We start from the raw sequence: 15,630 nt of genomic DNA, 5'->3' as shown, positions 1-15,630 counted from the left end.
TTAGGGACAGGGCTTGCTCTTGTCTCTAACATAATGTTTTGAGGGGGTTCTTGAATGGTAAATAGGATTGAGGGTGAAAAAGTTATTGGCCTAAAACAAACTATTAAAAGCATAAAGAACGGTCAAGGCAAATGCTTATATATAGCAAAAGATGCTGATGCTAAGTTAATTTCTCCTGTGATACAATTAGCCAAGGAAAGATCACTTCAAGTAACTTATATAGAAACTATGAAAGAGCTAGGAGCACTATGTGGAATAGAAGTAGGGTCGGCTGTTGCACTAGTCCTAGAGCCATAATTATGCTAATCACAAATTTATATATAGTATAACGCTAAAAACTAAGGAGGTGAAAAAATGCCAACAATTAATCAACTTGTAAGAAAAGGAAGAAAAGCAGTTGAAGAAAAATCAGCATCACCAGCATTAAAACAATGTCCACAAAAAAGAGGAGTTTGTACAGTTGTTAAGACAACTACACCTAAGAAACCTAACTCAGCTTTAAGAAAAGTAGCAAGAGTAAGACTTACAAATGGATACGAAGTTACAGCTTATATTCCAGGAGTAGGACACAATCTACAAGAACATAGTGTTGTTTTAATAAGAGGTGGAAGAGTAAAAGACCTTCCAGGTGTTAGATACCACATAGTTAGAGGAGCACTTGATGCTTCAGGAGTAGCTAACAGAATGCAATCAAGATCAAAGTATGGTGCAAAGAGACCAAAACAAAAGTAATTTTTGAAAATAGTGCTATGTCTTCAGCATTTATATAGATTCATTTATAGATATTTTGCAGAAGAGAGCACTTTGCGGTGGATTGCCGAGTACCTGTGAATTAAATTTATTATGTTAAGGAGGGAAGAAAAGTGCCAAGAAAAGGAAATGCGCCTAAAAGAGACGTTTTACCAGATCCAATGTACAACAGTAAGGTTGTTACAAAACTTGTAAACTCAATAATGCTAGACGGTAAAAAAGGAGTAGCACAAAAAATATGCTACGATGCATTTGCAATAATTGCTGAAAAAACAGGAAAAGAAGCTATGGAAGTTTTCGAAGCGGCTATGAATAATGTTATGCCAGTACTTGAAGTAAAAGCTAGAAGAATTGGGGGCGCTACTTATCAAGTTCCTATAGAAGTAAGACCAGAAAGAAGACAGACTTTAGGAATTAGATGGATAGTAGATGCTACAAGAAAAAGAGGAGAAAAGTACATGAGAGAGCAATTAGCAGGAGAATTAATGGATGCTGCTAATAACACTGGTGCTGCTGTTAAAAAGAGAGAAGATACTCATAAAATGGCAGAAGCTAATAAAGCATTTGCTCACTACAGATACTAATAAATATAAAACTGTTTTGGGGTCCCAAAACAGTTTTATCCAATTTTAATTTTGACATTGAAAATTGAACAATTTACATATTGAGAGGAGGAAAAAGAGTGGCTAGACAATATCCGTTAGAAATGTTTCGTAATATTGGAATAATGGCTCATATAGATGCTGGTAAGACTACATCAACTGAGCGTATATTATTTTATACAGGAAAAACACACAAAATTGGTGAAACTCATGAAGGTGCAGCAACAATGGACTGGATGGTTCAAGAACAAGAAAGAGGTATAACAATTACTTCAGCAGCAACTACTTGTTTTTGGAAGGATCACCAAATAAACATTATAGATACACCAGGACACGTAGATTTTACAGTAGAAGTTGAAAGATCCCTAAGAGTACTTGACAGTGCGGTAACTATACTTGATGCTAAAGGTGGGGTTGAACCACAAACTGAAACTGTATGGAGACAGGCAGATAAATACGGAGTACCTAGAATGATATTCGTAAATAAAATGGATATATTAGGTGCTGACTTCTATATGTCAGTTAACACAGTTAGAGAAAGATTGCGTGCAAATGCAGTTCCTATACAACTTCCAATAGGAAAAGAAGATAATTATCAAGGTCATGTTGATCTTATAAAGAATGTGGCTATAATTTTTGACCACGAATTGGGAGTAAACTTTGAAGAAGTTGAAATTCCAGAAGACTTAAAGGATAAAGCAGAAGAGTATAGAGGAGCTTTAATAGAAGCAATAGCTGAAACTGACGAAGAATTAATGATGAAGTACCTTGAAGGAGAAGAAATTACTGAAGAAGAAATTCATGTAGCTTTAAGAAAAGCTGTTATAGCTAATGAAATAGTTCCAGTTCTTTGCGGTACTGCATATAGAAATAAAGGTGTTCAACATTTGCTTGATGCAGTTATTGCTTACCTACCATCTCCAGTTGATATCCCATCAATTAAGGGAGTTGATGAAAATGGAGAAGAAGTTGAAAGACACGCATCTGATGAAGAGCCAATGGGAGCTTTAGCATTTAAAATCGCTACAGACCCATTTGTTGGTAAATTAGCTTTCGTAAGAGTTTATTCAGGTGTTATGAAGAGTGGTAGCTATGTATTAAACAGTAACAAAGGCAAAAAAGAAAGAATCGGAAGACTTGTTAAAATGCATGCTAACCACAGAGAAGAAGTAGAAGAATTATATGCTGGAGAATTAGGTGCTGTTATAGGTTTGAAAAATACAACTACTGGAGATACACTATGTGATGAAAATGCTCCAGTTATACTTGAAAGCATGGAATTCCCAGAACCAGTTATCCATGTAGCTATTGAACCAAAGACAAAAGCTTCTCAAGAAAAGATGGGTATAGCATTAGCTAAGCTTGCTGAAGAAGATCCAACATTCAAGACATATACTGACCAAGAAACAGGTCAAGTAATTATAGCTGGTATGGGTGAACTTCATCTTGAAATAATAGTTGATAGACTACAAAGAGAATTTAAAGTAGAATGTAATGTTGGTGCTCCACAAGTTGCTTACAAAGAAACTATTAAAACAGCTGTTAAAGCTGAAGGTAAGTTTGTAAGACAATCAGGTGGACGTGGACAATACGGTCACTGCTGGATTGAATTAATACCTCATGAAGGCGAATACGAATTTGAAAATGCTATCGTTGGAGGAGCTGTTCCAAAAGAATACGTTCCAGCTATAGACAATGGTATTCGTGAAGCTTGTCAAAGTGGTATTTTAGGTGGATATCCAGTTATAAACTTCAAAGTTAAATGTTATGATGGTTCATACCATGACGTTGACTCATCAGAAATGGCCTTCAAAGTTGCTGGATCTATGGCATTTAAGAATGGTATGGCTAAAGCAAACCCAGTGTTACTTGAACCTGTAATGAAGGTTGAGATAACAGTTCCAGAAGAATACATGGGAGATGTAATGGGTGATGTTAACTCAAGAAGAGGAAGAATTGAAGGAATGAATGCAAGATCAGGTGCTCAAGTTATAGATGCATTTGTACCACTTTCTGAAATGTTCGGATATGCTACAGTGTTAAGATCAAGAACACAAGGTAGAGGCGTATACAGCATGGAATTTGATCACTACGAAGAAGTGCCAAAGAACATAGCTGAAAAAGTTATAGGTGAAAAATAATTTATATAAAACAAGTAAACAATAAAAAACAATATAAAATTTAATTCATTAGATTAGGAGGAAGAATAAATGGCAAGACAAAAGTTTGAAAGAACAAAGCCACACGTAAACATAGGAACAATTGGTCACGTAGACCACGGTAAGACAACAACAACAGCAGCAATCACAATGACACTTGCAAAAGAAGGAAAAGCACAAGTACAAAAATACGACGAAATAGATAAAGCACCAGAAGAAAAAGAAAGAGGAATCACAATCAACACAGCACACGTTGAATACGAAACAGATGCAAGACACTATGCACACGTTGACTGTCCAGGACACGCTGACTATGTAAAGAACATGATTACAGGAGCAGCACAAATGGATGGAGCAATCTTAGTAGTATCAGCAGCAGATGGTCCAATGCCACAAACAAGAGAACACATACTACTAGCATCAAGAGTTGGAGTTAACCACATAGTAGTATTCTTAAACAAAGCAGACCAAGTAGATGATCCAGAACTATTAGAATTAGTAGAAATGGAAGTAAGAGATCTATTAAACGAATATGGATTTGACGGAGACGGATGTCCAGTAGTAGTAGGATCAGCATTAAAAGCAATTGAAGAAGATGATGATGCATGCATCCACGAATTAATGAAAGCAGTAGATGATTACATTCCAACTCCAGAAAGAGCAACTGATCAACCATTCTTAATGCCAGTAGAAGATGTATTCACAATAACAGGAAGAGGAACAGTTGCAACAGGAAGAGTAGAAAGAGGAACATTACACGTAGGCGATGAAGTACAAATCGTAGGAATGAAAGAAGAAATAGGAAAGACAACAGTAACAGGAATAGAAATGTTCAGAAAGATGTTAGATGAAGCAATGGCAGGAGATAACATCGGAGCATTACTAAGAGGTGTTCAAAGAGATGAAATCGAAAGAGGTCAAGTATTAGTAAAACCTGGCTCAGTAACACCACACAAGAAATTCGTAGGTCAAGTATACGTATTAAAGAAAGAAGAAGGTGGAAGACACACTCCATTCTTTAACGGATACAGACCACAATTCTACTTCAGAACAACAGACGTTACAGGATCAATCAACCTACCAGAAGGAGTAGAAATGGTTATGCCTGGAGACCACATAGATATGACAGTAGAATTAATAACTCCAGTAGCAATGGAACCAAACCTAAGATTCGCTATCAGAGAAGGCGGAAGAACAGTTGGTTCAGGAGTTGTTACTACAATATTAGAATAGTTTAAACTTATAGTTAAAGTAAGTTTCTAACAAAATGAAAAAGAGAGGGGGACGCCCTTCTCTTTTATTTATATAATTTAATATGGAAAAACGATGAAATAGAAGATTATCAAAGAAATTGTGATTAAATATAAAAAATACTTGTCAAATTTAAAAAAATATTATACAATATAAGAGTTGTGACACGATAATGGCGATGAAGCAAGAGGTTGCTGGGTTTACTCAGGTTATTCTTAGCTGAGCATGCTTGATCATGAATCAGGCGGCGATGTTATGTGATGTTTATGGTTTTCAAAATTTATGGAACACCTGGAGCAGTTTACATAACAACGTAGTTACATACAAGAATTAATGAGATATGAAAAGGAGGGAAATCAAAAATGGCAAATCAAAAAATAAGAATTAGATTAAAGGCTTTTGATCACAATATATTAGATCAATCAGCTGAAAAAATTGTTGAAACTGCAAAGAATACAGGTGCTAAAGTAGCTGGTCCAGTGCCACTACCTACTGAAAAAGATATAGTTACAATACTAAGAGCTACTCACAAATATAAAGATTCTAGAGAACAATTTGAAATTAGAACACATAAGAGATTAATTGATATATTAAGTCCATCACCAAAAACTGTTGATGCTCTAATGAGATTAGACTTACCAGCTGGTGTAGATATCGAAATAAAATTATAATTTTTAGAGATAATTGGATATTATGATCGGATTCGATCCGCTAATATTTTAGGAGGTGCAAGAAATGAAGAAAGCAATACTAGGTAGAAAACTTGGAATGACTCAAATATTTGATGAAAATGGTAAAGTGGTTCCAGTTACAGTTGTAGAAGCAGGTCCTTGCGCAGTTATCCAAAAGAAAACTGTAGAGAAAGATGGATACAATGCTATACAAGTAGGATTTGAAAACATTAGAGAAAAATTAGCTAATAAAGCTAAAAAAGGACACTTTGCAAAAAGTGGAGTTGCTTTAAAGAGAATAGTAAAAGAATTTAGATTAGAAGACGTTGATCAATATGAAGTTGGAAGCGAAATTAAAGCTGACACATTCGTAGCAGGAGAAAAAGTAGACGTATCAGGAGTTTCTAAAGGTAAGGGATTCCAAGGTACAATTAAGAGATGGAACTTTAACAGAGGACCTATGTCTCACGGTTCTAAATATCACAGAGCGGTTGGATCAATGGGAGCTTCATCATATCCATCAAGAACATTCAAAAACAAAAAGATGCCTGGACACATGGGAAATAGAAAAACAACTGTATTAAACCTTGAAGTTGTAAAAGTAATGCCAGAAAAGAACGTTATTTTAATTAAAGGTGGAATACCAGGTCCAAATAAAGGCTACGTTGTAATTAGAAATACAGTAAAAGCTTAAGACTTGGAAGAAAGGAGGATAAAGAATGCCTACAGTAGATTTATATAATAGAGAAGGACAAAAAGTTGGAGATATGCAATTATCTGACAACGTATTTGCCGTTGAAGTTAATGAAAGCGTATTGCATCAAGTTGTAGTTGCACAACTTGCAAATAAAAGACAAGGAACTCAATCAGCTAAGACAAGATCTGAAGTTTCTGGAGGTGGAAAGAAGCCTTGGAGACAAAAAGGAACTGGTAGAGCAAGACAGGGTTCAATAAGAGCTCCACAATGGATACATGGTGGTATAGTATTTGCTCCAAAGCCAAGAGACTATAGAATGTCAATTCCTAAATCAATGAAAAAAGTTGCTATGAAGTCTGCTTTAACAAGTAAAGTAAACGGAAATAGCATGGTAGTTCTTGAAAGCTTAGAGTTAGAAGTTCCAAAGACTAAAGAAATGGTTAAAATGATAACTGCATTTGAAGCTAAAAAACCTTTAATAGTTGTACCAGCAGCAAATGAAGTTGTTTTAAAATCTGTAAGAAACATAGAAGGGGCAACTGTTATCCCAGTTAATAATTTAAATGTTTATGATATATTAAAACATGATAAATTCATTGTTACAAAAGAAGCGGTTGCTAAAATTGAGGAGGTGTATGCATAATGATGTTAAGTAGTTACGATATCATTAAAAGACCTGTAATAACTGAAAAAAGCATGTCTGCAATGTCAGATAGAAAATACACCTTCATCGTAGATATTCATGCTAACAAATCTCAAATAAAGAGAGCAATTGAAGAAGTATTCGGTGTAAAAGTTGAAGAAGTAAATACAGCAAGAGTAATGGGAAAAGTTAAAAGAGTTGGTGTTCATATAGGAAAAAGACCTGACTACAAAAAAGCTGTAGTTACATTAACAGCAGACAGCAAAACAATAGAATTTTTTGAAGGAATGTAATAAATGAATTAGAGCTATTATTGGTGGTAGAGCCAGATAAGCGATAAAGAAGGAGGGAATTTATATGGCAGTTAAAAAGTTTAGGCCGGTTACGCCTTCATTAAGACAAATGACAATGTCTACTTTTGAAGAAATAACTACTGACAAACCAGAAAAATCACTTCTTGTTGCATTGACTAAAAATGCAGGAAGAAATGCTCAAGGTAAAATAACTGTTCGTCACCGTGGCGGTGGTGCTAAGAGAAAATATAGAATAATAGATTTCAAAAGAACTAAGGATGGAATACCTGCAAAAGTTACTACAATAGAGTATGATCCAAACAGAACAGCGTATATAGCATTATTAGTATATGCTGATGGTGAGAAGAGATATATAATCGCACCAGCTGGATTAAAAGTTGGGGATGCTTTAATGTCAGGTGTAGATGCTGATATTAAAATAGGTAACGCACTTCCATTACAAAACATACCTGTTGGTACAGTAATACACAATATTGAATTACAATCTGGAAAAGGCGGTCAAATAGTAAGAGCTGCTGGAACTTCAGCACAACTTATGGCTAAAGAAGGAAAGTACGCTATATTGAGACTTCCAAGTGGTGAAATGAGATACGTAAGAATCGAATGTAGAGCTACAATAGGAACAGTTTCAAACTTAACTAATGACATAATCAATATTGGTAAAGCAGGAAGAAAGAGACATATGGGTTGGAGACCTACAGTTAGAGGATCTGTAATGAACCCTAACGATCACCCTCACGGTGGTGGAGAAGGTAAATCACCTGTTGGACGTCCAGGTCCTGTTACTCCATGGGGTAAACCTGCTCTTGGATACAAGACTAGAAAGAATACTAAGTATTCTGATAGAATGATTATTAAGAGAAGAAATCAAAAATAGTTGATAAGTGGAAAGAAGAGAATTTATATTCTCTTCCTAAACATTTAAGAGTATGAAAGGAGGACACTAGCTTGAGTAGATCACTTAAAAAAGGACCTTTCGTTGCAGATTCTTTAATGAAAAAAATTGAGGAAATGAACGAAAATGGTGAAAAGAAGGTTATAAAAACTTGGTCAAGAAGTTCAACAATTTTCCCTCAAATGGTTGGCCACACTATAGCTGTCCATGATGGTAGAAAACATGTTCCAGTTTATATAAGTGAAGATATGGTAGGACATAAATTAGGAGAATTTGTTTTAACAAGAACATTTAAAGGCCACGTAGACAAAAGTGAAAAGTCAACACGTGTAAGATAGTTATAGGAAGGAGGAACTAAAATGGAAGCTAGAGCTATAGCAAAGTATGTAAGAATTGCTCCAAGAAAAGTAGCAGTTGTTCTAGATTTAGTAAGAGGTAAGAATGTAAACGAAGCTTTCGCTATATTAAAATATACTCCAAAAAGTGCAGCTGACATAATAAATAAAGTTTTGAAATCAGCTGTAGCTAATGCAGAAAATAATTTTAACTTAGATGTTAATAAATTATATGTTGCAGAAGCTTATGCTAACCAAGGACCAACATTAAAAAGATTTAGACCACGTGCGCAAGGTAGAGCGTATTCAATAATGAAAAGAACTAGTCACATCACACTAGTAGTAAAAGAAAGAGCATAGAAGGAGGGAAATAAGAGTGGGACAAAAAGTACATCCACATGGCCTCAGAGTCGGTGTAATAAAGGACTGGGACGCTAAATGGTATGCAAATGATAAGAATTTTGCTGACAATTTAGTAGAAGATGACAAAATAAGAAAATTTATAAAAAACAAATCTTACTCAGCAGGTATTTCAAAAATAGAGATTGAAAGAACTCCCAAAAGAGTTAAGATAAATATATACACTGCTAAGCCAGGAATGTTAATTGGAAAAGGCGGAAAAGGCATAGACGATTTAAAAGCAGAATTAGTGTCTATGGTAAGTGAAAAGAATGTAATAATCAATATAGTTGAAGTAAAGAAACCAGAAGTTGATGCTCAATTAATGGCTGAAAATGTTGCTCAACAACTTGAAAAAAGAATTTCTTTTAGAAGAGCTATGAAGCAAACAATTCAAAGAGCTATGAGAAGTGGTGTTAAGGGAGTTAAAACTGCTTGTTCAGGAAGACTTGGTGGAGCTGAAATTGCTAGAACTGAGCAATACCACGAAGGAACAATTCCTCTACAAACATTAAGAGCAGATATTGACTACGGATTTGCAGAAGCAAATACTACTTATGGAAAAATTGGTGTTAAAGTTTGGATTTATAAAGGTGAAATTCTTCCAAAGAGAAAAGTTAAAGCAGAAGAAGTTAACCAATAAGAAAGGAGGAATAAGTTATGTTGATGCCAAAGAAGGTAAAACATCGTAAGGTACAACGTGGCAGAATGAGAGGAAAAGCTACAAGAGGAAACTTTATCGCATACGGTGATTACGCTATACAAGCAACTGAACCAGGATGGTTAACAAGCAATCAAATAGAAGCTGCCAGAATAGCTATTAATAGATATATAAAAAGAGGTGGAAAGCTTTGGATTAAAGTTTTCCCAGATAAGCCAGTAACTGAAAAACCAGCTGAAACTCGTATGGGTTCTGGTAAAGGTTCACCAGAATACTGGGTAGCAGTTGTTAAACCAGGCAGAGTATTGTTTGAATTATCAGGAGTTCAAGAGGAAGTTGCTAGAGAAGCTATGAGACTTGCTTCACATAAACTTCCAATGAAGACTAAATTTGTTACAAGAAAAGATTTCGAGCAAATGGGTGGTGAAGTAAATGAGGGCTAATGAATTGCAAGAATTAAAACAAAGTTCTTCTCAAGAGTTATCAGCTAAATTAACTGATCTTAAGGCTGAGTTATTTAACTTGAGATTTCAATTAGCAACTGGTCAACTAGAAAACCCAATGAGAATTAGACAAGTTAAAAAATCAATAGCTCAAGTTAAAACAGTACTTAGAGAAAAAGAATTACAAGTGCTTGAACAATAACGCGCTGAAAGGAGGTTTATTCTGTGGAAAGAGGTAACAGAAAAACTAGAATAGGTAGAGTCGTTTCAGATAAAATGGATAAAACTATTGTAGTTGCAGTTGAAGATAAAGTTCGTCACCCATTGTATGGCAAGACTATAAATATAACTAAGAAATTTAAGGCTCATGATGAAAAGAATGAAGCTGGAATAAATGACAAAGTTTTAATAATGGAAACAAGACCATTATCTAAAGATAAGAGATGGAGATTAGTTGAAATTGTTGAAAAAGCTAAGTAATTTAATGGTTGGAAGGAGGTCGTTTATATGATACAGCCACAAACACGTTTGAAAGTAGCTGATAATACTGGTGCAAAGGAAATAATGTGTATCAGAGTTTTAGGCGGTTCAAGAAGAAAATATGGCAATATCGGAGATGTAATAGTTGCTAGCGTTAAAAGTGCAACACCAGGCGGTGTTGTTAAAAAAGGTGATGTAATCAAAGCTGTTATCGTAAGATCAAAAAGAGGCGTAAGAAGAGTAGACGGTTCTTATATAAAATTTGACGATAATGCTGCTGTTGTTATAAAAGATGATAAACAGCCAAAAGGAACACGTATATTTGGACCAATTGCTAGGGAACTAAGAGAAAAAGATAAAGAATTTAACAAAATATTATCATTAGCACCTGAAGTTCTATAAAAGGGAGGTGGCTGTGATGGCTAAAGTTCATGTAAGAAGAACAGACAAAGTAGTTGTTATTTCAGGTAAAGATAAAGGAAAAGTAAGCGAAATATTAGCTGTATATCCTAAAAATGGTAAAGTATTAGTGAAAGACGTTAATATAGTTACAAAGCATGTAAAACCAAGTAGAGAAAACATGCAAGGTGGATTAGTTAAACAAGAATCACCTATAAATAGTTCAAAAGTAATGTTATATTGCACTAAGTGTAATTCTGCTACAAGAGTTAGTAAAAAACTTTTAGAAGATGGAACTAAGGTAAGAGTTTGCAAGAAGTGCGGAGAAATACTATAGACTTTGAAAGGAGGTTTACTAGATGGATAGACTACAGGAAAAATATAATAAAGAAGTAGTACCAGCCCTAATGGAAAAGTTCGGATATAAAAATATAATGGAAGTTCCAAAGCTTGAAAAAATAGTTATAAATATGGGTGTAGGTGAAGCTAAAGACAACTCTAAAATATTAGAATCAGCTGTAGCTGACTTAGAAAAAATAACAGGACAAAAGCCAATAGTAACAAGAGCAAAAAAATCTGTAGCTAACTTCAAAGTTAGAGAAAACATGCCTATTGGATGTAAAGTTACATTAAGAAAAGATAAAATGTATCAATTTGCAGATAGATTAGTAAGTGTAGCTTTACCAAGAGTTAGAGATTTTAGAGGAGTTTCAGCAAAATCTTTTGATGGTAGAGGAAATTATGCTTTAGGAATTAAGGAGCAAATTATATTCCCTGAAATAGAATATGATAAAGTTGACAAAGTAAGAGGTATGGATATTATATTTGTTACTACTGCCAAGACAGATGAAGAAGCAAGAGAATTGCTTAGATATCTTGGAATGCCATTTGCTCAATAATAAGGAGGGAAGAACGTGGCACGTAAAGCAATGATTGAAAAGTGGAATAAAACCCCTAAATATGCTACTAGAGCATACACTAGATGTAGAATATGCGGAAGACCACATGCTGTTTTAAAGAAATATGGAATATGCCGTATTTGTTTTAGAGAATTAGCATATAAAGGTCAAATTCCTGGATGTAAAAAAGCTAGCTGGTAATATATAATATTGGAAAGGAGGCATAATAGATGGTTATGACAGACCCTATTGCAGATATGCTAACTCGTATAAGAAATGCAAACATAGTTAGACATGAAGTTGTTGAAGTTCCGTCTTCAAATGTAAAAAAATCTATAGCTAACATATTACTTCAGGAAGGATATGTTAAAGATGTAGAAGAATATGCAGATGGAGCAGTTCCAATGCTTAGAATGTCTTTGAAATATCAAGGAAAAGAAAGAGTAATAACTGGTCTTAAGAGAATATCAAAACCAGGTTTAAGAGTTTATTGTAAGAAAGACAATATACCAAAAGTGTTAAATGGATTAGGAGTTGCTATTATATCAACTTCTAAAGGTATAGTAACTGATAGAGACGCAAGAAATTTAGGTTTAGGTGGAGAAGTTGTTTGTTACATTTGGTAATTTAACGGAATAGGAGGTGTGGTAATGTCAAGAGTAGGAAGACTTCCAATAGAAATACCTAATGGAGTAAAAGTTGATGTAACACCAGATAACGTTGTTACAGTAAAAGGTCCAAAGGGAGAATTAGTAAAGGCTATGCATACAGATATAAACATAGCTTTAGAAGATAATCAAATTGTTGTTACAAGACCAAGTGAGATTGCTCAACATAGAGCTTTACATGGATTAACAAGAGCGTTAATTAAAAACATGGTTGTTGGAGTAACAGAAGGATACCAAAAGACATTAGAATTAGTTGGTGTTGGTTATAGAGCTCAATTAAAAGGAAAAGATCTAGTATTAAATCTTGGATATTCACATCCAGTTGAAATAAAAGCTGTTGAAGGCGTAGAGTACTCAGTTCCAGAAACAACAAAGGTTGTTGTTAGCGGAATTGACAAAGAATTAGTTGGTTCAGTAGCAGCTAATATAAGAGTTTGGAGAAAACCAGAACCTTATAAAGGCAAAGGAATTAAATACGCTGGCGAAGTTATAAGACGTAAAGAAGGTAAAACTGGTAAATAACAAGAGTAACAGCAGAAAGGAGTGAATGAAATGTTCAAGAAAGAAGATAGACAAAAAGCTAGAGTTAAACGTCATCTAAGAGTTCGTAACAAAATTACTGGTACAGCAGAAAGACCAAGATTAGCTGTATACAGAAGCGAAAAGAACATTTACGCACAAGTTATTGATGATGTAGCTAGAGTGACTTTAGTATCAGCTTCTACTTTAGATAAAGATTTTTCAGAAAAAGTAGGAAGTAACAAAGAAGCAGCTAAAGTTGTTGGAACAATGATAGCTAAAAAAGCTTTAGAAAAAGGAATCGAAGAAGTTGTTTTCGATAGAGGCGGAAATGTATATCATGGTAGAGTAAAAGAACTTGCTGAAGGAGCAAGAGAAGCAGGTCTAAAATTCTAGAGAAGGAGGGAAAGCTATGAAAATAGATCCTAGCACGCTAAATCTAAAAGAAAAAGTTGTATTTATAAATAGAGTTGCTAAGGTTGTTAAAGGTGGAAGAAACTTTAGATTTAGTGCTCTTGTAGTAGTTGGAGATGAAAATGGGCACGTTGGCGTTGGTATGGGTAAAGCTACTGAAATACCAGAAGCTATAAGAAAAGGTATCGAGGATGCAAAGAAACACTTAGTAGAAGTAGCAATAGTTGATACAACTGTTCCACACAGAATAGAAGGAAGATTCGGCAGAGGAGAAGTTTTAATAATGCCAGCTGCTGAAGGTACAGGAGTTATAGCTGGTGGTCCAGTTAGAGCAGTATTAGAATTAGCAGGATTAAAAGATGTTAGAGCTAAGTCATTAGGTTCTAATAACCCAAGAAATATGGTCGGAGCTACAATTGATGGATTATCAAAATTAAGAACTGCTGAGCAGATTGCTAAATTAAGAGGCAAAACTGCAGAAGAGATATTAGGTTAGGAGGGGATCAACCTTGGCTAAGCTGAAGGTTACACTAACTAAGAGCACTATAGGTAGAAAGAAAGATCATATAGCTACTGTAAATGCTTTAGGGTTAAGAAAAATAGGCAATAGTGTTATGCACGAAGATACTCCTCAAATAAGAGGTATGATAAGCAAAGTAAATTATCTTCTAGATGTTGAAGAAATACAATAAGAGGAGGTGTAGAGTATGCAACTTCATGAATTGAAACCAGCTGTAGGTTCAAAAAAATCTTCTAAAAGAGTTGGTAGAGGAAATGGATCAGGATTAGGTAAGACTGCAGGAAGAGGACAAAACGGACAAAATTCAAGATCAGGTGGAGGCGTAAGACCAGGATTTGAAGGAGGTCAAATGCCTTTATACAGAAGATTACCTAAAAGAGGGTTCACTAACATATTTGCAAAAGAATATGTTGAAGTTAACGTTAGCAGATTAAATATATTTGAAGACGGAACAGAAGTTACAATAGAATTACTTAAAGCTAATGGAGTAATTAGCAAAGTTAAAGATGGAGTTAAGATATTAGGAAACGGTAATTTAGAAAAGAAGCTTACCGTTAAAGCAACTAAATTCACAAAGGGTGCAATAGAAAAGATAGAATCCATGGGGGGAAAAGTAGAGGTGATATAATTGTCAACCTTACGTAATGCTTGGAAAGTTCCCGAATTAAGAAAAAGAATAATATTTACAATACTTATGGTAGCAATTATCAGGATGGGAAATCATATTCCTGTTCCTGGAATTGATACCGACGCACTATCTAATCTAGCAAAGGCGGGGACGCTGTTTAGTTTCTATGATTTGATGTCAGGCGGAGCACTAAGTAGCTTTAGTATTTTTGCTATGGGAGTTGTACCATACATCAACTCATCAATTATATTTCAGTTATTAACAATTGCTATTCCTTCATTAGAACAACTTTCTAAAGAAGGGGAAGAAGGAAGAAAAAAGATACAGAAATATACAAGATATGGTGCGGTTATTTTAGGTGCCCTCCAATCATTTGGAACATATGCTTTAATAAGAAATTATGGAGCGATTTCAAATGTAAGTAATTTCGATGTATTCTTAATAGTACTCACTTTAACAGCATCTTCAGTTTTCTTGATGTGGTTAGGTGATCAAATTACTGTTAATGGAATAGGAAATGGTGTTTCTTTAATAATATTTGTAAATATAATATCTAGATTACCACGAGAAATAGGAAGAATTGCTAGTTTACAATCAACCGAAGCAGTAAGTATAGTTCAAGTAATATTATTAATATTACTAACTATAGTATTATTTACTGCAGTTGTTATAGCTACATTAGCTGAAAGAAGAATACCAATTCAATATGCAGCTAAACAATCTGGTGGAAGAATGTTTAAAGGACAATCAACACATATTCCTATAAATATGAATTCATCTGGAGTTATAGCTATAATATTCGCTATGTCAGTTATGCAATTCCCTGCAACAATAGGAAGCTTCTGGCCTGAATCTGCATTTAATAGCTTTGTAACTGGGAGCAAATACAGTGTGTTTAAATATAATTCATGGCCTTATGCAGTACTTACAGTAGTACTAGTTATATTCTTCACATGGTTCTACTCAGAAGTTACATTTAAACCAGATGAAATGGCTGAAAATATACATAAGTCTGCTGGTTTTATCCCAGGAGTTAGACCTGGTGAGTCAACAGCAAGATTTATTGAAAAAGTATTGATGAGAGTTTCAATACTAGGTGGATTATTTGCTGCAGTTATTGCTATAATTCCAATGGGTGTAGAAGGCTTTACAGCTTTCAAAGGAATATCTTTTGGTGGTACTGCTTTATTAATTGAAGTTGGAGTGGCTCTAGATTTTATGAGACAGCTTGAATCTCAATTAATGATGAGACATTACAAAGGATTCCTTAGATAGAAATGTTA

27 protein-coding genes are annotated in these 15,630 nt (G+C 34.5%); all 27 read left to right on the top strand.

All coding sequences use genetic code 11. The features are described 5' to 3' along the window. Nucleotides 1-54 precede the first annotated feature (54 nt). The 27 genes from ACWW38_RS08050 (at nucleotide 55) to secY (ending at nucleotide 15,622) form a co-directional block, all read left to right on the top strand. A complete protein-coding gene (locus ACWW38_RS08050) occupies nucleotides 55-297 on the top strand; it encodes a ribosomal L7Ae/L30e/S12e/Gadd45 family protein (protein WP_456260268.1) in 243 nt (80 codons plus the stop codon). Nucleotides 298-354: 57 nt separating this feature from the next. Further along, nucleotides 355-732: a 30S ribosomal protein S12 gene (gene rpsL / locus ACWW38_RS08045; RefSeq protein WP_456260267.1), complete on the top strand. Its 378-nt coding sequence runs from the start codon at nucleotides 355-357 to the stop codon at nucleotides 730-732. A 131-nt stretch (nucleotides 733-863) separates the two neighbouring features. Beyond that, nucleotides 864-1,334, top strand: coding sequence for a 30S ribosomal protein S7 (gene rpsG, locus ACWW38_RS08040; protein WP_456260266.1), 471 nt, complete (start codon nucleotides 864-866; stop codon nucleotides 1,332-1,334). Nucleotides 1,335-1,432: 98 nt separating this feature from the next. Then, nucleotides 1,433-3,493, top strand: a complete 2,061-nt coding sequence (fusA, locus tag ACWW38_RS08035; RefSeq protein WP_456260265.1) for an elongation factor G — start codon at nucleotides 1,433-1,435, stop codon at nucleotides 3,491-3,493. A 69-nt stretch (nucleotides 3,494-3,562) separates the two neighbouring features. Further along, a complete protein-coding gene (gene tuf, locus ACWW38_RS08030) occupies nucleotides 3,563-4,744 on the top strand; it encodes an elongation factor Tu (RefSeq protein ID WP_456260264.1) in 1,182 nt (393 codons plus the stop codon). A 380-nt stretch (nucleotides 4,745-5,124) separates the two neighbouring features. Then, complete coding sequence (rpsJ, locus tag ACWW38_RS08025; protein ID WP_268059724.1) at nucleotides 5,125-5,433, top strand: 30S ribosomal protein S10; 309 nt, start codon at nucleotides 5,125-5,127, stop codon at nucleotides 5,431-5,433. A 64-nt stretch (nucleotides 5,434-5,497) separates the two neighbouring features. Further along, nucleotides 5,498-6,127, top strand: coding sequence for a 50S ribosomal protein L3 (gene rplC / locus ACWW38_RS08020; RefSeq protein WP_456260263.1), 630 nt, complete (start codon nucleotides 5,498-5,500; stop codon nucleotides 6,125-6,127). Between the two features lie 25 nt (nucleotides 6,128-6,152). Continuing rightward, nucleotides 6,153-6,773 carry a 50S ribosomal protein L4 gene (rplD, locus tag ACWW38_RS08015; protein ID WP_456260262.1) on the top strand — a complete coding sequence of 207 codons (621 nt, stop codon included), beginning with the start codon at nucleotides 6,153-6,155 and terminating at the stop codon, nucleotides 6,771-6,773. After that, on the top strand, nucleotides 6,773-7,066 hold the full coding sequence (gene rplW, locus ACWW38_RS08010; RefSeq protein ID WP_456260261.1) for a 50S ribosomal protein L23: 294 nt from the start codon (nucleotides 6,773-6,775) through the stop codon (nucleotides 7,064-7,066). The genes rplD and rplW overlap by 1 nt, the downstream gene beginning before the upstream one ends. A 64-nt stretch (nucleotides 7,067-7,130) precedes the next feature. Beyond that, nucleotides 7,131-7,964: a 50S ribosomal protein L2 gene (gene rplB, locus ACWW38_RS08005; RefSeq protein ID WP_456260260.1), complete on the top strand. Its 834-nt coding sequence runs from the start codon at nucleotides 7,131-7,133 to the stop codon at nucleotides 7,962-7,964. A gap of 71 nt (nucleotides 7,965-8,035) precedes the next feature. Next, nucleotides 8,036-8,320, top strand: a complete 285-nt coding sequence (rpsS, locus tag ACWW38_RS08000) for a 30S ribosomal protein S19 (RefSeq protein WP_456260259.1) — start codon at nucleotides 8,036-8,038, stop codon at nucleotides 8,318-8,320. A gap of 21 nt (nucleotides 8,321-8,341) precedes the next feature. Then, the gene (rplV, locus tag ACWW38_RS07995; RefSeq protein ID WP_456260258.1) at nucleotides 8,342-8,677 is read left to right on the top strand and encodes a 50S ribosomal protein L22; all 336 of its coding nucleotides are present in this window, start codon (nucleotides 8,342-8,344) and stop codon (nucleotides 8,675-8,677) included. 16 nt (nucleotides 8,678-8,693) lie between these two features. Beyond that, nucleotides 8,694-9,359: a 30S ribosomal protein S3 gene (gene rpsC, locus ACWW38_RS07990; RefSeq protein WP_456260257.1), complete on the top strand. Its 666-nt coding sequence runs from the start codon at nucleotides 8,694-8,696 to the stop codon at nucleotides 9,357-9,359. Between the two features lie 17 nt (nucleotides 9,360-9,376). After that, the gene (gene rplP / locus ACWW38_RS07985; RefSeq protein WP_456260256.1) at nucleotides 9,377-9,820 is read left to right on the top strand and encodes a 50S ribosomal protein L16; all 444 of its coding nucleotides are present in this window, start codon (nucleotides 9,377-9,379) and stop codon (nucleotides 9,818-9,820) included. After that, entirely contained in the window at nucleotides 9,810-10,022 is a 213-nt protein-coding gene (gene rpmC, locus ACWW38_RS07980) for a 50S ribosomal protein L29 (protein WP_456260255.1), read from the top strand. Before rplP ends, rpmC begins: the two co-directional genes overlap by 11 nt. Nucleotides 10,023-10,045: 23 nt before the next feature. Then, nucleotides 10,046-10,300: a 30S ribosomal protein S17 gene (gene rpsQ, locus ACWW38_RS07975; protein ID WP_456260254.1), complete on the top strand. Its 255-nt coding sequence runs from the start codon at nucleotides 10,046-10,048 to the stop codon at nucleotides 10,298-10,300. 27 nt (nucleotides 10,301-10,327) lie between these two features. After that, on the top strand, nucleotides 10,328-10,702 hold the full coding sequence (gene rplN, locus ACWW38_RS07970; RefSeq protein WP_456260253.1) for a 50S ribosomal protein L14: 375 nt from the start codon (nucleotides 10,328-10,330) through the stop codon (nucleotides 10,700-10,702). 16 nt (nucleotides 10,703-10,718) lie between these two features. Further along, nucleotides 10,719-11,036 carry a 50S ribosomal protein L24 gene (gene rplX, locus ACWW38_RS07965; protein ID WP_456260252.1) on the top strand — a complete coding sequence of 106 codons (318 nt, stop codon included), beginning with the start codon at nucleotides 10,719-10,721 and terminating at the stop codon, nucleotides 11,034-11,036. Nucleotides 11,037-11,058: 22 nt separating this feature from the next. After that, nucleotides 11,059-11,598 (top strand): 50S ribosomal protein L5, encoded by a 540-nt coding sequence (gene rplE / locus ACWW38_RS07960; protein ID WP_456260251.1) that lies wholly within the window; start codon nucleotides 11,059-11,061, stop codon nucleotides 11,596-11,598. 15 nt (nucleotides 11,599-11,613) lie between these two features. Then, a complete protein-coding gene (locus ACWW38_RS07955) occupies nucleotides 11,614-11,799 on the top strand; it encodes a type Z 30S ribosomal protein S14 (protein WP_456260250.1) in 186 nt (61 codons plus the stop codon). Between the two features lie 29 nt (nucleotides 11,800-11,828). Then, complete coding sequence (gene rpsH / locus ACWW38_RS07950; protein ID WP_456260249.1) at nucleotides 11,829-12,224, top strand: 30S ribosomal protein S8; 396 nt, start codon at nucleotides 11,829-11,831, stop codon at nucleotides 12,222-12,224. Nucleotides 12,225-12,248: 24 nt separating this feature from the next. Beyond that, nucleotides 12,249-12,788: a 50S ribosomal protein L6 gene (rplF, locus tag ACWW38_RS07945; RefSeq protein ID WP_456260248.1), complete on the top strand. Its 540-nt coding sequence runs from the start codon at nucleotides 12,249-12,251 to the stop codon at nucleotides 12,786-12,788. Nucleotides 12,789-12,818: 30 nt separating this feature from the next. Further along, nucleotides 12,819-13,181 carry a 50S ribosomal protein L18 gene (gene rplR, locus ACWW38_RS07940; RefSeq protein WP_456260247.1) on the top strand — a complete coding sequence of 121 codons (363 nt, stop codon included), beginning with the start codon at nucleotides 12,819-12,821 and terminating at the stop codon, nucleotides 13,179-13,181. Between the two features lie 16 nt (nucleotides 13,182-13,197). Then, nucleotides 13,198-13,695 (top strand): 30S ribosomal protein S5, encoded by a 498-nt coding sequence (rpsE, locus tag ACWW38_RS07935; protein WP_456260246.1) that lies wholly within the window; start codon nucleotides 13,198-13,200, stop codon nucleotides 13,693-13,695. A 13-nt stretch (nucleotides 13,696-13,708) separates the two neighbouring features. Next, entirely contained in the window at nucleotides 13,709-13,891 is a 183-nt protein-coding gene (gene rpmD / locus ACWW38_RS07930) for a 50S ribosomal protein L30 (protein WP_456260245.1), read from the top strand. A gap of 15 nt (nucleotides 13,892-13,906) precedes the next feature. Continuing rightward, entirely contained in the window at nucleotides 13,907-14,347 is a 441-nt protein-coding gene (gene rplO, locus ACWW38_RS07925; RefSeq protein ID WP_456260244.1) for a 50S ribosomal protein L15, read from the top strand. Further along, nucleotides 14,348-15,622: a preprotein translocase subunit SecY gene (gene secY, locus ACWW38_RS07920; protein WP_456260243.1), complete on the top strand. Its 1,275-nt coding sequence runs from the start codon at nucleotides 14,348-14,350 to the stop codon at nucleotides 15,620-15,622. The last annotated feature ends 8 nt before the right edge of the window (nucleotides 15,623-15,630 follow it).

The sequence above is a fragment of the Clostridium sp. JNZ J1-5 genome (genome assembly GCF_053901425.1).
This window is presented reverse-complemented; position numbering and strand designations above follow the sequence as displayed.

Bases quoted from the DNA above. Each gene is read 5' to 3' on its own strand.
- ACWW38_RS08050 (WP_456260268.1), top strand. From the start codon at position 55: ATGGTAAATAGGATTGAGGGTGAAAAAGTTATTGGCCTAAAACAAACT.
- rpsL (WP_456260267.1), top strand. From the start codon at position 355: ATGCCAACAATTAATCAACTTGTAAGAAAAGGAAGAAAAGCAGTTGAA.
- tuf (WP_456260264.1), top strand. From the start codon at position 3,563: ATGGCAAGACAAAAGTTTGAAAGAACAAAGCCACACGTAAACATAGGA.
- rpsJ (WP_268059724.1), top strand. From the start codon at position 5,125: ATGGCAAATCAAAAAATAAGAATTAGATTAAAGGCTTTTGATCACAAT.
- rplC (WP_456260263.1), top strand. From the start codon at position 5,498: ATGAAGAAAGCAATACTAGGTAGAAAACTTGGAATGACTCAAATATTT.
- rplD (WP_456260262.1), top strand. From the start codon at position 6,153: ATGCCTACAGTAGATTTATATAATAGAGAAGGACAAAAAGTTGGAGAT.
- rplW (WP_456260261.1), top strand. From the start codon at position 6,773: ATGATGTTAAGTAGTTACGATATCATTAAAAGACCTGTAATAACTGAA.
- rplB (WP_456260260.1), top strand. From the start codon at position 7,131: ATGGCAGTTAAAAAGTTTAGGCCGGTTACGCCTTCATTAAGACAAATG.
- rplV (WP_456260258.1), top strand. From the start codon at position 8,342: ATGGAAGCTAGAGCTATAGCAAAGTATGTAAGAATTGCTCCAAGAAAA.
- rplP (WP_456260256.1), top strand. From the start codon at position 9,377: ATGTTGATGCCAAAGAAGGTAAAACATCGTAAGGTACAACGTGGCAGA.
- rpmC (WP_456260255.1), top strand. From the start codon at position 9,810: ATGAGGGCTAATGAATTGCAAGAATTAAAACAAAGTTCTTCTCAAGAG.
- rplN (WP_456260253.1), top strand. From the start codon at position 10,328: ATGATACAGCCACAAACACGTTTGAAAGTAGCTGATAATACTGGTGCA.
- rplX (WP_456260252.1), top strand. From the start codon at position 10,719: ATGGCTAAAGTTCATGTAAGAAGAACAGACAAAGTAGTTGTTATTTCA.
- rplE (WP_456260251.1), top strand. From the start codon at position 11,059: ATGGATAGACTACAGGAAAAATATAATAAAGAAGTAGTACCAGCCCTA.
- rpsH (WP_456260249.1), top strand. From the start codon at position 11,829: ATGGTTATGACAGACCCTATTGCAGATATGCTAACTCGTATAAGAAAT.
- rplF (WP_456260248.1), top strand. From the start codon at position 12,249: ATGTCAAGAGTAGGAAGACTTCCAATAGAAATACCTAATGGAGTAAAA.
- rplR (WP_456260247.1), top strand. From the start codon at position 12,819: ATGTTCAAGAAAGAAGATAGACAAAAAGCTAGAGTTAAACGTCATCTA.
- rpsE (WP_456260246.1), top strand. From the start codon at position 13,198: ATGAAAATAGATCCTAGCACGCTAAATCTAAAAGAAAAAGTTGTATTT.
- rplO (WP_456260244.1), top strand. From the start codon at position 13,907: ATGCAACTTCATGAATTGAAACCAGCTGTAGGTTCAAAAAAATCTTCT.